Genomic DNA, 15,171 nt, shown 5'->3' on the forward strand with positions numbered 1-15,171 from the left:
GTGTAAGGCAAATTCCTACAAAGCCCACCCTTAAACCAGACACGCGGCACAGTCAAAAACGGACTTAATTTTTGATTGGGGCGGTTTCACAATCCATTTCAACGGATCACGCAAAACATGCAAGCCGCATGCAACGCAAGACCCGGGACTGGAAAAAAGGAAGCCGCCATGACCAACGAACAAATCCTCGCCGAAATCCGCGAAGCCAACCTCACTTACCTGATGCTGGCCCAGAACCTGATTCGCCAGGACAAGGCCGAAGCCGTGTTCCGCTTGGGCATGAACGAAGAAGCCGCTGACATTCTGGCCTCGCTGTCTGCCGCCCAGGTGCTCAAGCTGGCTTCACGCAACACGCTGCTGTGCAGCTTCCGTGTGGACGACAACCTGGTGTGGAGCTTGCTGACCAACCACACCGCCAAGAAGGTGGGCAACGAAGCCACCAACACCTTGCACGCCAACATCCTCATGGCCAGCCGCGTGTCGGAAGTGCTCTGAGCACTGACCACCGCCGCTTCTGCCCCCAGCCCCTCACGAAAGCCCGCCATGTCCGCACCCGCCGCCACCGTCAAAAGCGTACTGAATGAATCCAAGCAGATCGAACGCGCTGCCATGCTCATCCAGATGGGTGCCCGCATGCAGGTGCTGGAGTCGGAAACCACGCTGTCTTACGAGCGCCTGATTCGCCTGTACAAAGAAATCGCTGGCAAGTCGCCATCCAAGGGCCAGTTGCCCTTCTCCACCGACTGGTTTCTGACCTGGCAAGAAAACATCCACAGCTCGCTGTTCCTGAACATCTACGAATACCTGTCCAAGGGCGTGGATCTCGACGCTGTGGAACTGCTGACCAAGGCCTATCGCCTGTACAACGAGCAAGTGGCCACCGCCGAGATCGAGCCCCTGCTGTCTTTCACCCGCGCCTGGCGCCTGGTGAAGTTTGTGGACGCAGGCATGCTCACGCGCACCAAGTGCAGCCAGTGCAGCGGCCAGTTTGTGACCGAGTTGTATGAAAACCGCCATTTCACCTGCGGCCTGTGCAACCCCCCTGCCCGTGCAGGCAAGAGCAAGACGGCTGGCGCCTTGATGCTACACTGAAACGCTCGCATTTTTTCCAATAAAAATAGCTGCTAGCGCTTGATTTACAAACGCTAGCAGCTATTATTTTTATAGCACTCATTGCACAAAGAGATGCTCCAGGTGCTCGCATGGCATCAGCGCCAGCAGCACCGGGCCACCCATCCACCGCTTCAGTAGCGCAACGCTCCGTTGGCCAGCAGCACGCGCACGTTGTCTTCCATCGGCAGCGAATAATCGTGCGCCGCCACCACGGCATTGCCCGCCGGGGTGACCAGCTTCAGGCTGATGTACAGCGCGGAGGCGGACGCAGCATAGGTGCCCACCACCACGGCCTGCGCATCGTGGCTTTGGCTGACCTCTCGCACCTCGCGCGACAGCAGCAACTCACCCTGCTCACGCTGCAGCGCCACGCTGTCGCGCAGCTTCAGCTCCACCACGCGCAGTCCCCGCTGCACCATGCGCCCCGCGATCTGTTCTGAAAAAATGCGCCCCAGGCGCGACGACTCTGTGACCCGGTCCACATTGACCAAGGTACCCACCATGATGGGGTGCTGCGCGTCCAGCGGTGCCTGCGCCAGCAAGGCATCCACCGCCCGATGATTGGCCTCGATCAGGTTGGTGGGAAACCACGCTGCCCCAGGCCTGTCGCCGTAGTAAAAGCTGCTGCATGCAGACAAGCCCCCACGGTGAGTGCGGTGGCGGCCAACCGGGCCGTGCTGAGGAAATGTCGGCGGTTCATGGCTAGGCGCTCAAGGTTTGCTCGGAAGGTTGCGGGGGGATCAATACGGAGTCAAAGGCACAACTGTATTGGTAGGCGCCACCACGCGCCAGCTCTTGAGGGGCACGGGCTGCGCAGGCGGCGTCGGCTCTTTGGCTTGGTACAGCACAGCATCGGCGTCTTCGATGTAGTACACATCGGCGGTGCGGGCCAGGTAGCGGTCAGCATTCTCCAGCGACGTGGTGATCAACACCTCGGTGCGTGTCGGGCCTCCGCTGGCGCCACCTTCCGTGAGGTAACTGGTGGCATCGGCCAGCAGCGCCATCGCGCCCAGACTGCCCGCCACCGAGGCCGCGGCGGGCGGCGCATGCACCAGGTCACGCGCCACGGCAATGCCCAGGGCCAGCCGGGTCACCGGCATCGGGGCACGGTTCAGGTTCATGGTGGGTGCAGGGTGCTGCACCACCTGCGTCTCCACCACCAGCTGCACCCCAGAAGGCTGGGTCGACAGCGCCACGCCACGGTCCAGCAAGCGGGTGCTCAGCAGCTTGCGAAAGCCCTGGTTAAAGGAGGCATCGCTCACGGTAGAGACATGGATGGGGTACTCCCCCGGCGGCCACTGGCGAATTTTGTCGGCAATGCGGTTTGCCACATCGTCGGCCAACACATCCCAATGGTGCACAGCCCGCGCTTTTTTCTGGTCGCTGGCGGGGTAGTTGTCAGCCCGCGGCACGTCCAGCGAAGTGCAACCCACCAGTGCCAAGGTGGTGGCCAGCGCCAGCACCGGGCGCCAGCTCCAAAGGTGGGTTTGCAGGAATGTCATAGGTCAGCGGGTGGTTGAAATCGGCTTGGGCAAATCGTAGCGCCGGGCACTGCGGGCCATTGGCCGAATAAGACGGGGAAAACCGACAGCCGGGCATGACATCCCCACCGATACGGCGACCGCACAGCCGGACTGAAGACAAATTTCGGCAAATATGATACAAATGGCAATGCTTTCCAAATTGCTCGCAGATTACAAACAGCTTTGGGCGGGCATCAGCAGCATGTACCAGGACGAGGATGCGCAAGCCGGGAAAATCCGGGCCGAGCACCTCAGCGCCGTGATGCGGCTCACCCCCTATGCCATGGCCGCCAATGTGGGCAGTGCGTCGCTGGTGTTGTGGGCACTGCACCGCCAACATGGGCCCGGCTTGTACCTGTGGTTCCTGGCCCTGGTGGCCGTCGCTGTGGCCGCAGTCCACCGCTGGGCGCAGCGCCGTGGCAAGCCTTTGCACACGGCTTCACTGCGCGCCGTCAGGCGTGCAACGCTGCAGGCCAGTGCGCTGGCCTGCCTGTGGTCTTTGCTGCCCATTTGCTGGTTCTCTACTGCATCCCCAGGACAACAGCTGGTCATTGCCACACTGTTCACGGGCATGCTGAGCGCTGGCACCTTTGTTCTGAACCCCTTGCCCAAGGCCAGCGTGGCCTACGCGTGCATCTTTTCGACGGCAGCGTGGTGGGCCTTGTGGAGCTCTGCAGACCCCATGATGGCGGGTGTCGCTGTGCTGCTCGGGTTTTACGCGCCCATGAACGTGGTGGGTGCGCTCTCTACCTGGCGCAAAGCCACAGCCTTGCTCATTTCGCGCAGTGAGGCCATTCGGCAAGAACAATTGCTGGCCGTGGTGTTCCAAGACTTTGAGCAAAGCGCCAATGAGGCGCTGTGGGAAATCGGCGCCGATGGCAGGCTGACCCAGGCATCGGCACGGCTGAGCAGCTTGCTGCAACTGCCAAACGCGCATGCGGCAAACATCGCCTTGCCCCAGTGGATTGCGCAGCACTGCACCTCGGACCCAACGGCATTTGCCCAGGCCTTGCACAAGCAAGCCCCCTTCCACAGCTTGCCCATCGCCCTGAGCGTGAACGGAGAGCCATTTCACCTGGCCTTCACCGGTAAACCCATCAAGGACGAATGGGGCCATATCTGCGGCTGGCGGGGTGTGGCGGCAGACAAAACATCCATCGTGCACGCGCAAGAGCAACTGGAACGCTTGGCCCACAGCGACTCGCTGACCCAGTTGGCCAATCGCTTCTTCATGCACCACGCCATCGCCCAGGAGATGCGCGCCCACCGGCATGGGGCCTTGTTGCTGATTGATCTGGACTACTTCAAATCCATCAATGACAGCCTGGGACATTCCGTAGGCGACGCGGTGCTGCAGAAGGTGGCCCAGCGCCTGCAATCCATCACCGGGGACGAGCATCTGGTCGCTCGGCTCGGGGGTGATGAATTCGCCGTGCTGCTGCGGCAAACCCCGATGGCTGCGGGCTTTCTACCCTATGTCCAGGAACAAGCGGACGCTTTGGTGACTGCACTGAACCAGCCATTGTCTGTGGAGGGAAGGCGCCTGCGCATTGGCGCCAGCATGGGCGTCGCACTTTTTGAGCCAGGCTCTACCGATGTCGATGCACTGCTGGTGCAAGCCGACACGGCGTTGTACGAAGCCAAAGACCAGGGGCGCGGCAGGTATACGGTCTACACACTGCAGATGGGCGAGAGAACCCAACGCAAAGCCCGGCTGGAAAACGACCTGCGCGAGGCCATTCAACGGCAGGAGCTGAGCCTGCATTGGCAGCCGCTGATCGAGATCAAGTCAGGCCAGATCGCTGGCGTAGAGGCTTTGCTGCGCTGGCAACACCCCACGCTGGGGCCCATCAGCCCTGCAGAATTCATCGCGATCGCAGAGCAGTCAGGCGCCATTGACGCACTGGGCGACTGGGTGCTGCGCAACGCCTGCGAGGCTGCCATAAGAGAGCCTGCCCTGGCGGGGCTGGACATTTCCATCAATGTGTCCACCCTGCAACTGCGCGAGGCCGACTTCGTTTCCCAGGTGCAGGCCGCCCTTGAACACTCGGGCCTTCCCCCACAGCGATTGGCGCTGGAAATCACAGAATCCATCTTTATCGAGGATGCGCCCCGGGCACTGCAGCAGTTGCACGCACTGCAAGCGCTGGGTGTGCGCATTGCACTGGACGACTTTGGCACGGGCTACTCGTCCCTGAGCTATCTGAGCCAGTTCCCTTTTCACACCCTCAAGATCGATCGCAGCTTTGTCCAAAAAGCCGTTGACCAAACCAGCGGCCAGACCATTGTGAGGAGCATCGTGCAAATGGCATCGGCACTGGGCATGCGCACAGTGGCCGAGGGCGTGGAGACACAGGCCCAGTGGACCATGCTCAGCAGCATGGGCGCGACACAGGCCCAGGGCTACCTGCTCTCACGGCCCTGCACGCTGCAAGGGTTGCAGCAGTTCAGAGGTCAATGGCGAGCGAACGAACACCAAGCGGCACCATCAGCCCCCACTTGAAGCCCGCATAGCCCCCATTCAATGCTCATTGAATCCAAGGCTTCACGCGCCACTCAAACTCCGCCAAGTGCCGCAGGCCAGGCCGAGCACAAAACAATCAGCCCACGTGGGCCAAAGACCTACGTGGGCTGCAAGGTGCTAACGCATGGAATCAGGTGGGCGGGGCACCGGCTCAACCGGCACCGCCCCACTCACTCACTGGCGTCGCTGCGGCATCTGGCGCATGGCCAGCAACCCCAACAAGGCGGCCATCAAGATCAGCGCCCACTCAGACAAGGTTGGAATGCTCGCTGGTGTGAGCACCGCAATGGGTGTGCTGGCAGAGGCCGAGTTGTTGGTGGGGTCGGTGTCACCCACGGCATCGACCAACGCCGTGTTGACCAACGGACTGGCCCCCGTGTAGGGCGTGTTCAAACGCGCGTTGATGTTGAACACCACCGAAGCACCCACGGCCAGCGTACCGACAGGACAGGTGACCGTGCCCGAAGCCTCCAGGCAACCTGGCGCCGAGACAAAGGACAAGCCTGCGGGCAGCACGTCCTGCATCTGGGCACTGGTGCTGACCTGGGGGCCGTTGTTGCGCACGGTGATGATGTAGTTCACCAGATCACCCGCCTTCACGGGGCTGGTCGGCCCTGTCTTGGTGATGCCAAGGTCTGTGGGCAGGGCCGCCGCATTGCGCCGTGCCGTGGTCGACTCATCCACCGAATTGTTGAGCATCTGGGTTTCGGTTTCGTCCACAGACACCGTGGCGCGATTGAAGGCCGTGCCGCTGGTGGCACCCAGCTGGGTCAAGGTCTGGGCCCGCATCTTGTAGGTCACCGTTGCCGATTGCCCGGCATCCAGCCCCGCAAACGTGCAGCGCAGCACTCCACTGGTCACACCAACTGTGGGCTGGGTGCAGGAGCCCCCGTTGCTCACCGTGAGCGCGCCTTCGTAGCTGAAGGTGGCCGTGGGCGTGGAGCCAGGTGCTGGGAAGGTATCCACCACGACGGGATTCGTCGCATAGGACGGGCCACTGTTGGTGATAGTGACCGTGTAGGTCGTTTCGTCACCCAGGTTCACCGGGTCTGAACTGTCGGTCTTGTTGATCAACACGTCCAACTGTGCTGGAGTCACCGGGGTGGTGGTGGTGGCCGAGTTGTTGGCGGTGTTGTCTTCAGCGGTTGTGGTGGTTACCGCAACCGCGTTCACCAAATTGCCCCCGACGGCAGACAGCAGCGGACGCACTTTGTAGGTGACAGTTTGCTGAGAACCCGTGTTAACGCTGCCCCAGGTGCAACTGAGCGTTCCACCCACCGCCCCAACGGCCGGTGTCGTGCAAACCCCAGAGCCAGAAGCCACTGCACTGATGAAGGTCGCGTTGGTAGGCAGGGTGTCCTCAAGGTTGACCGTTTGGGCAGTAGAGGGACCGTCGTTTGTCACGGTGGCCACATAAGTCAGCGGCGCGCCGGCCGGGATAGTTGTCGGGCTGGCAGACTTGGCCACCCGAATGTCTACCTTGGCAGTGACGGTGCTGGTCACCGAGGCGCTGTTGTTGGTGCGATCCGGGTCACCCACGCTCAGCGACGTGATGGATGCCGTGTTGCTGCGACTGCCCGTGGTGGCAATACTGGGGCGAACCACCACAGTCACCGTAGCGGTCGCTCCAGCGACCATGGTTCCCAGGTCGCACACCATATTTTGCGAGGTGCCACCGATAGGCGTTACCGTGCAAGTGCCTTGCGACGGGGTCATCGACTGCACGCCGCCAGCACTCACCAGACTGCTCAGCGTATCGGTCAAACGCACATCGTTTGAAACGGCCGGGCCGTTGTTAATGGCAGTGATCACATAAGTGAGGTTTTCGCCCGCAGCCACCGTAGCGGGGCTGGCGGTTTTAGACACGACTTGAAGATCGGCCTGGGTTGCCGTGGCGGAGACTGCAACGCTGCTGCAGTCATTCGCGGCGTTGTTGTCCACGGGGCTCGTACCGCTCAGTGCAACGCAAGCCGTGTTGGAGCGGGCTCCTGCCGTGGGCTGCAAAACAGCCAGGGTAATGACCGGCGCGTCCCTGTTTGCAAGCAGCGGCCCTGGGCGCGTACAAGAAACCGATGCGGCGTCCATTGGAAAACCTGCGCTGGGCGAGCAAGTCCAACCGGAACCCGACGGGGCCGCTGTCAATGACACACCCGAGGGCAAGGCGTCCGTCACGGTAATGGTCCGCCCTGCGGAAATAGCCAATGGCCCCAAATTGCTGACAGCCAAAGAGTAGGTATATGCCTGATTCGGCACCACCGGGTTCAGGCTGGCTGTTTTGACCAAGCGCAGGTCGGCATCGTTGGTCGATGTGACGCTGGCGCTGTCGGAATTGTTGGTCGTGTTGCTGTCGGTCTCAGGAATGGAAATGGTTGCGGTGTTGTTGATCGCACCCGCTGCGGTTGCCGTGGCCACCAGGGTAATCACCGGCATATTGGTGAAATTGCCGCCGGTGTATGGACCTGGGCGCGTGCAAGTCACGACCTGACCTGCTGCGCCGCAAGTCCAGCCACTGCCCGTGGCAGAGACAAAGGTCAAGCTAGCAGGCAGGGTGTCTGTCACCGTAATGACGCCGGAGCCCGATGCCCCAGGAGCCTCGCCCCCTTCATGGCGGGGTGTGATGGTGTACGTCACGTCGCTGCCCTGCGCCACATTGGTGGGCGATGCACTGATAGCGACCGACACGTCCGATCCCGACGCAGAGGTCACAGTGACGGTCGCAGTGTTGTTTGCCATGTCGCTGTCGGGCATCGCAGACGCATCCGCCTTGGAGGCTGCCGCACTGAACGATGCGGTCACCGCGCCCGCCACGTTGGCCACGGCAGAGACGGTCAGGTTGCCCGACGCTGCGCCGTTGGCCAGGCTGCCAGAGCGCGTGCAAGTGATAGAGCCCGAGCTGAGCGGATAGCCGCCAGAGGGCGTACAGCCCCAGCCGGAGCCGGTTGGCGTGCTGGTAATGGAAGAGCCCGTGGGCACTGCAAACGTCACCGTGACAGCACCACCCGCAGGCACGTCGTCCGGCCCTTGGTTGGCCACCCCGACGGTGTAGCTGTAACCCTGACCTGCGGCCACATTGGCGGAGGAGGAAGCGGCAGTCACGGCAAGGTTGGAAGCCGCCAGCGCCGTCGTATTCTGGACGCTGTTGGTGTTGTTGCTGCTGTTCGAATCCGCCGTCGTGGCACCTGACGTTACCCGGTTGGTGTACACGCCAGCCACCGGCAAGCGCACCCGAACCGTGACGGTTTCAGAGCTTGTAAAAGCGATGTCACCAATCGAGCAGTTGACAACCCCACCGGCAGGAGCGGCACAGCTGCCCTTCGTGGTGTTCACGTCTACAAAGGTGGAGCCCGAAGGAAGTGTGTCGGCCAGCGTCACACCCTGCGCAAGGTTGGGGCCGTTGTTGTCCAGACGCAATGTGTAAGTGAAAAAACCACCCGCTGGGCCCGGGTCCGGCGAATCCGAATGGTTGACAACAATGTCCGCAGATTGCGCCAACGCCAGCGCTGGCATCCACACCGCGCACAGCGCCAAGGCCTTGGCCCCGGAGCGCATTCGCGCCCATCTCCCTTGCAAATATGTCATGAGTTCCCCTCTGAAGTCCAAACAACTCTCTTGTGAGCCGCGGATTCTAGGGAGCCTCAAAAATATCAATTGCAAACTAAAGTCAACAGGGAAAACGCAAAAGTCAACCTACTGTCAACTGAAACAAAGTACAAATAATTACAATTCAATAAAACAAAATAATATGCATCACAACCCTTTAAATCAATAAAAGGTCGCTATCTTTTTCGAAGCAATAGCAGTCAACAATTGCAAACAATGCTGTACGGTCAGACACAATTTTTCTCAAAGGGTGGAGGAATTGCAACACTCCAGATACATGCCAGCCAAAGTCAGCGAATGCACGCTTACTCTTGCTGAATTCGCATGAATGAAGGCAGAAGGTGCCACCGCATCGTGTGAAGGACCACAGCGTCCATTGGCCAAAAAAAAAGCGGGCCCAGAGCCCGCTTAGTTCTGCAAGCTGTGCCTTGCACACAGCAACTGAGCACACAGCTTCAGCCCGTATTCCGCAACCCTGCGGCAATGCCGTTGATGGAGATGTGAATACCGGTCTGCACCCGCTCATCGCCCTGCCCGGCACGCCAGCGGCGTACCAGCTCGACCTGCAGATGGTGCAGCGGATCGATGTACGGGAAGCGGTGCTTGATGGAGCGCGCCAGCGCCGTGTTGTGCGTCAGGCGCTGCTTGTCGCCCGTGATGCGGGTCAGCGCCTCGGCCGTGCGCTGCCATTCGGCCTCGATGGCGGTGAACACCTTCTTGCGCAGGCGCGCATCCGTCACCAGCTCGCTGTAGCGCGAAGCCAGGGCCAGGTCGCTTTTGGCCAGCACCATGTCCATGTTGGACAACAGGGTGCGGAAAAACGGCCACTGGCGGTACATCTTCTGCAGCAGCGCCAACTGGGCCTTGGGGTCCTTGCCTTCGGTGTTGATGAAGGCTTCGACCGCCGAGCCAAAACCAAACCAGCCCGGTAGCGTGAGGCGGCACTGCCCCCAGCTGAAGCCCCAGGGGATGGCGCGCAGGTCCTCGATCTTCTGGCTGGCCTTGCGCGATGCGGGGCGCGAGCCGATGTTGAGTTCGGCAATCTCGCGGATGGGCGTGGAGTTGAAGAAGTAATCGGTAAAGCCAGGCGTCTCGTACACCAACGCACGGTAGCTACCCATGCTGGCCAGCGAGAGCTGCGCGGCGGCGTCCAGAAAGGCCTTGGTCGCAGGCTTGGTGGGCTGCAGCAACGTGGCTTCGAGCGTGGCGGCGACCAGGGTTTCCAGATTGCGCCGACCGATCTCCGGGTTGGCGTATTTGGAGGCAATGACCTCGCCCTGCTCCGTCAGACGGATCTGCCCGCGCACGGTGCCGGGGGGCTGAGCCAGGATGGCCTGGTAGCTGGGGCCACCGCCCCGGCCCACGGTGCCGCCCCGGCCATGGAACATGCGCAGCTGGATGCCATGGCTGGTGGCGAGCTCGTCGAAGAGTTCGACGAGGGCAATCTCAGCGCGGTACAGCTCCCAGTTGCTGGTGAAGATGCCGCCGTCCTTGTTGCTGTCGCTGTAGCCGAGCATGATGTCCTGCTCGCCGCCGCTGCGCTGTACCAGCGCTGCCACGCCGGGCAGCGCATAGAACTCGCGCATGATGGGCGCAGCATTGCGCAGGTCTTCGATGGTCTCGAACAGGGGCACCACGATGAGGTGGTTCTTCGACTCAGCGTCCAAAGTTCCATTCATCAGGCCCACTTCCTTTTGCAGCAGCAGCACTTCGAGCAGGTCGCTCACCGTTTCGGTGTGGCTGATGATGTAGTGGCGGATGGCCTCGTGGCCGAAGCGCTCGCGCATCACGCGGGCGGTTTCAAAGATGGCCAGCTCGCCCTGGGCGTGGGCCGAATATTCGGCACCCACTACGCGCAGCGGGCGGGCGTCGTTCAGCAGCTTGATCAGCAGGGCGCGCTTGGCGGCTTCCTGCAGGCCCGCATAGTTCGGTTCGATGCGCGCCTTGGCCAGCAGCTCGGCCACCACTTCTTCGTGTTTGTCAGAGCTTTGGCGCAGGTCCACCGTGGCCAGGTGGAAGCCAAACACCTGCACGGCGCGGATCAGCGGGTGCAGGCGTTCTTGCGCCAGGGCTTCGCCATGGTGTGCCTTCAATGACGCTTCAATCACCCGCAGGTCGGCCAGAAACTCCTCCGCGCTGGCGTAGGCGTTTTGCGGCACCACGGCATGGCGTGCGGCCTCGCCACCTGTCAGGTCCTTGAGCGACGCCGCCAGCCGCGCATAGATGCCCGTGAGCGCCCGGCGGTAAGGCTCGTCCACACGGTGCTCGTTGGTATCGGGCGAGCGCAGTGCCAGGGCCTCCATCTCGGCAGACACCTGCACCAGGCGGGCCGACAGCGACAACTCGCCCCCCAGGTAGTGCACTTCGGTCAGGTAGTGGCGCAGGGCCACTTCGGCCTGGCGGCCCAAGGCGTATTGCAGGGTCTGCGCGGTGACATTGGGATTGCCGTCGCGGTCGCCCCCAATCCACTGGCCCATGCGCAAGAAGCTGTGCACGGGGTACTGGCCCAGTTCAGCCTCCAGGTCGGCGTAGATCTTGGGGATCTCGCGCAAGAAGGTGGCTTCGTAATAAGAGAGCGCGTTCTCGATCTCGTCGGCCACGGTCAACTTGCTGTAACGCAGCAGGCGGGTTTGCCACAGCTGGGCCACGCGGGCGCGCAGCAGGGCCTCGTTGGCGGCCAGTTCGCGCGGCGTGAGCGCGTCCTTGGCACTGTTGTAGAGCTGGGCGCGCACCTGGATGTCGTCCCGCGTCGCGAGCAATTGCGCAATGTCGCGCTCGGCGTCGAGGATGCTCTTGCGCTGCACCTCGGTGGGGTGGGCGGTGAGCACCGGCGCCACGTAGCTGCTGGCCAGGGTCTGCGCAATCGCCTTGGGGGCAATGCCCGCCCAGCGCAGGCGCGACAGGGCCACTTCGATGCTGCCCTCTTGCGTGTCGCCCGCGCGCTCGTGCACGGCACGGCGGCGGATGTGGTGGCGGTCTTCGGCCAGGTTGGCCAGGTGGCTGAAGTAGGTGAAGGCGCGGATCACGCTCACCGTCTGGTCGCCCGACAAAGACTTGAGCAGCTTCTTGAGCGCGCGGTCGGCCTCCTGGTCGGCATCGCGGCGAAAGGCCACCGAGAGCTTGCGCACCTGCTCGACCAACTCATAGGCATCGACCCCCTCTTGCTCGCGGATCACGTCGCCCAAAATACGCCCCAGCAGGCGAATATCGTCAATCAGGGGCTGGTCCTTGTCGGATCGTTTCATGCGCGAGGGTCTCCGGAGATTGAAAAGAGGCGCCTCGCCCGCGCCACCCCCACAAGGGACACGCGCCAGATCAAGGTCACCGATGCGGGCGCATGCTAGCATCGCCCGCCGCTGAATGATTACAAACAGGTTACGAACTTGAGCCCCCAAAAAGACGCCCCCCACGCTCCGCCGCTTCGCGGGTCGCTGCCCCCCAAGGGGGGAGCCTTTCGCCTTGGGGCGGCCCGGCGGCGAAAGCCCCCTCCACCATCGTCATCGCAACCCGCGAAAGCCGCCTGGCGCTGTGGCAGGCAGAGCATGTGCAAGCGCTTTTGCGCGCAAAGGGCCACTCGGTGGAACTGCTGGGCATGACCACCAAGGGCGACCAGATCCTCGACCGCTCGCTCAGCAAGGTGGGCGGCAAGGGCCTGTTTGTGAAAGAACTGGAAGTGGCGCTGGAAGAAGGCCGCGCGCACATTGCCGTGCACTCGCTCAAGGACGTGCCCATGGAGCTGCCCGAAGGCTTTGCCCTGGCCTGCGTGATGGAGCGCGAAGACCCCCGCGATGCCTTTGTCTCCCCCCGCTACGCCAGCTTGGACGAATTGCCCCAGGGCGCTGTGGTGGGCACCTCCAGCCTGCGCCGCCAGGTGCTGCTGCAGGCCCTGCGGCCCGACCTGAAGATTGAACCGCTGCGTGGCAACCTGGACACCCGCCTGCGCAAGCTGGACGAAGGTCAGTACGACGCCATTGTGCTGGCAGCAGCAGGCCTCAAACGGCTGGAGCTGGGTGCACGCATCCGCGCCACGTTCGAACCCAAAGCCATGCTGCCCGCAGCCGGCCAGGGCGCACTGGGCATTGAAGTGCGCAGTGACCGGCAAGACCTGATCGACGCCCTGGCCCCCCTGGCCCACCAGCCCACCTGGCTGACCGTGACCGCCGAGCGCGCAGTGAGCCGCGCCATGGGCGGCAGTTGCTCCATGCCCCTGGCAGCACATGGCACCCTGACAGGCGACACCCTGCAACTGGATGCCGCCTGGGGCGACACCGAAGGCCAAGCCCCACTGGTGCGCGCCAGCGCCACCGCCCGGGTAACCACGCTGGCCGAAGCCGATGCTCTGGGCCTGGCCATTGCCCAGCGACTGCGCGACGGTGGAGCCCAAGGCGCCACGCCCCATGCAACGGCCTGAAACCCGCAGGCCACAGCCTTGACCGCCGCGGCCCCCCAGGTCATCGTCACCCGCCCCGCGCGCGAGGCTGCGCACTGGGTACAGCAGTTCACCCAACGGGGCATTGCCGCTGCAGCCCTGCCCCTGATCCATGTCGGCCCAGCCGCAGATCCGGTCCTTGTGCAAGCGCTGCATCAGGCCCGTGCGCGCTTGGGCGACTACCGCGCCGCCATGTTCGTCAGCGGCAACGCGGCGCTGTATTTTTTTGAACAGAATATGGCTCTAGCGCTTTCCAATCAAGCGCTAGCAGCTATCAAAACAAGAGCATGGTCACCCGGCCCGGGAACTGCAAGGGTGCTGCTGGAAGCAGGATTCCCCACCGAGCGCGTCGACGGCCCTGCGCCCGATGCTCCGCAATTTGACTCCGAAGCCCTGTGGCAACAAGTCCACCCCCAGGTGCAGCCAGGCGACCGCATCCTGATCGTGCGCGGGCGCTCTGCCGGGGTGCATGAAAACCAGGGCTCGGGCCGCGACTGGCTGGCCCGCCAGATCGAAGCCGCAGGCGCCCAGGTGGACTTCGTGGTGGCGTACGAGCGCGGAGCCCCCCACCTGTCAGCCCAAGACCTGGACCTGGCCCGGCAAGCCGCCCACAACGGATCCCTCTGGCTGCTCAGCAGCTCTGAGGCGGTGGCCCATCTCACGGCCGCCCTGCCCCAGCAAAACTGGCGCACAGCGCGCGCACTGGCCACGCACCCGCGCATCGCCCAGGCTGCGCGCGACGCCGGGTTTGGCGAGGTGCGGGAATGCCGCCCTGCCTTGGCGGACGTGGTGGCCTCGATAGAATCGGGCGCATGAGTTCTGTGCCCCCCACTGATCTGCCGCAGCCCCCTGCGCCCGCAGCTCCAGCCGCATCCCATCCAGGCCCGGCAGCGCCCCCTGTTGCCGCCCCCACACGCCCCAGCGGCACGGCGGGCATCGGCTTGGCCAACCTGCTGCTGGGGGCCGTGGCCGCTGCGGCACTGACCAGCAGCGTCCTGCTGTGGCAAAAGCTCAGCAGCATTCAAGAGCAACTGGCCCGGCAATCGGCCGACTCGGGCACGTTGGCCATCGAGGCCCGCACCATCGCCCGCCAGGCAGAAGACCAGGTGCGCGAGACCGCTGCCCGACTCTCGGTGGCCGAAGCCCGGGTGAGCGAAGTCGCCCTGCAACGCAGCCAACTGGAAGAGTTGATGCAAAGCCTGTCGCGCTCACGCGACGAAAACCTGGTGGTGGACATTGAATCGGCCATTCGGCTGGCTCAGCAACAGGCCCAGCTCACCGGCGGCCTGGAGCCCCTGGTCGCCACACTGAAAACCGCCAACCAACGCATTGACCGCGCAGCCCAGCCCCGACTGGCCCCCCTGCAAAGGGCCATTGCGCGCGACCTGGACCGGCTGACCCGCGCCACCGTGACCGACACCGCAGGCCTGCTGGGCCGCCTGGACGACTTGGTGCGCCAGGTGGATGAACTGCCCGTGCTCAACGCCGTGGCACAGGCGCCCGCCACCCGCAAAGCAGCCACCCCAGCCAGCAGCACAGGCACCGCCGAAGACCCTGCCATGCCGTGGTGGCAAGCCGCACTGCAGCGCAGCTGGGAAGTAGTGCGCGACGAAGCCCGTGGGCTGGTGCGCGTCAGCCGCATCGACCAGCCCGAGGCCATTTTGCTGGCACCCGAGCAAACTTTTTTCCTGCGCGAAAACCTCAAACTCAAGCTGCTTAACGCCCGGCTGGGCGTGCTGGCACGGCAGTTTGACTCTGCCCGCGCAGACCTGACGGCCGCCACGGCCGCACTGAACAAATACTTCGACCCCGCATCGCGCCGCACCCAAAACGCAGCCACCATGCTGCAGCAAGCCCAGCAGCACATGAAGGCCGCCGAGCTGCCCCGGCTGGACGAAACCCTCTCTGCACTGGCCACGGCCGCAGCGGGGCGATGAGATGACGCACCCTGAGTCGCTTTTGAAGGTCCAGGACGCTCGCGG

The 15,171-nt window shown here is 63.3% G+C and carries 10 protein-coding genes; 6 read left to right on the forward strand and 4 right to left on the reverse strand.

Annotated features, from left to right (window positions below):
- Positions 1-168: 168 nt before the first annotated feature.
- Together flhD and flhC are read left to right on the forward strand one after the other, a co-directional pair.
- Positions 169-495: a flagellar transcriptional regulator FlhD gene (gene flhD / locus EAG14_RS13290; RefSeq protein WP_099654991.1), complete on the forward strand. Its 327-nt coding sequence runs from the start codon at positions 169-171 to the stop codon at positions 493-495.
- Between the two features lie 48 nt (positions 496-543).
- Positions 544-1,092 carry a flagellar transcriptional regulator FlhC gene (gene flhC, locus EAG14_RS13295; RefSeq protein ID WP_099654990.1) on the forward strand — a complete coding sequence of 183 codons (549 nt, stop codon included), beginning with the start codon at positions 544-546 and terminating at the stop codon, positions 1,090-1,092.
- A gap of 152 nt (positions 1,093-1,244) precedes the next feature.
- On the opposite strand, the gene EAG14_RS13300 is transcribed toward flhC, so the two are convergent.
- On the reverse strand, positions 1,245-1,751 hold the full coding sequence (locus EAG14_RS13300) for a FlgO family outer membrane protein (RefSeq protein WP_121729146.1): 507 nt from the start codon (positions 1,749-1,751) through the stop codon (positions 1,245-1,247).
- A gap of 102 nt (positions 1,752-1,853) precedes the next feature.
- A complete protein-coding gene (locus EAG14_RS13305) occupies positions 1,854-2,615 on the reverse strand; it encodes a hypothetical protein (protein WP_121729147.1) in 762 nt (253 codons plus the stop codon).
- 169 nt (positions 2,616-2,784) lie between these two features.
- Here EAG14_RS13305 and EAG14_RS13310 point away from each other — a divergent pair, with 169 nt between their 5' ends.
- Positions 2,785-5,139: a bifunctional diguanylate cyclase/phosphodiesterase gene (locus tag EAG14_RS13310; RefSeq protein WP_162995998.1), complete on the forward strand. Its 2,355-nt coding sequence runs from the start codon at positions 2,785-2,787 to the stop codon at positions 5,137-5,139.
- A gap of 195 nt (positions 5,140-5,334) precedes the next feature.
- Here the strand turns inward: EAG14_RS13310 and EAG14_RS13315 are convergent, their stop codons facing one another.
- Together EAG14_RS13315 and ppc are read right to left on the reverse strand one after the other, a co-directional pair.
- A complete protein-coding gene (locus tag EAG14_RS13315) occupies positions 5,335-8,709 on the reverse strand; it encodes an IPTL-CTERM sorting domain-containing protein (protein WP_162995999.1) in 3,375 nt (1,124 codons plus the stop codon).
- Between the two features lie 506 nt (positions 8,710-9,215).
- Positions 9,216-12,005 (reverse strand): phosphoenolpyruvate carboxylase, encoded by a 2,790-nt coding sequence (gene ppc / locus EAG14_RS13320; RefSeq protein ID WP_121729150.1) that lies wholly within the window; start codon positions 12,003-12,005, stop codon positions 9,216-9,218.
- 248 nt (positions 12,006-12,253) lie between these two features.
- On the opposite strand from ppc, the gene hemC reads away from it, so the two are divergent.
- From hemC to EAG14_RS13335, 3 genes are read left to right on the forward strand one after another with little or no spacing between them, the layout of a single operon-like run.
- Positions 12,254-13,171, forward strand: a complete 918-nt coding sequence (hemC, locus tag EAG14_RS13325) for a hydroxymethylbilane synthase (RefSeq protein ID WP_121729151.1) — start codon at positions 12,254-12,256, stop codon at positions 13,169-13,171.
- A gap of 18 nt (positions 13,172-13,189) precedes the next feature.
- Positions 13,190-14,005 (forward strand): uroporphyrinogen-III synthase, encoded by an 816-nt coding sequence (locus EAG14_RS13330; RefSeq protein ID WP_121729152.1) that lies wholly within the window; start codon positions 13,190-13,192, stop codon positions 14,003-14,005.
- Positions 14,002-15,126, forward strand: a complete 1,125-nt coding sequence (locus EAG14_RS13335; RefSeq protein WP_121729153.1) for a uroporphyrinogen-III C-methyltransferase — start codon at positions 14,002-14,004, stop codon at positions 15,124-15,126. The genes EAG14_RS13330 and EAG14_RS13335 overlap by 4 nt, the downstream gene beginning before the upstream one ends.
- Positions 15,127-15,171 lie beyond the last annotated feature (45 nt).

Origin of the sequence: Acidovorax sp. 1608163, from assembly GCF_003669015.1 — a bacterium.
Taxonomy (GTDB): domain Bacteria; phylum Pseudomonadota; class Gammaproteobacteria; order Burkholderiales; family Burkholderiaceae_C; genus Acidovorax.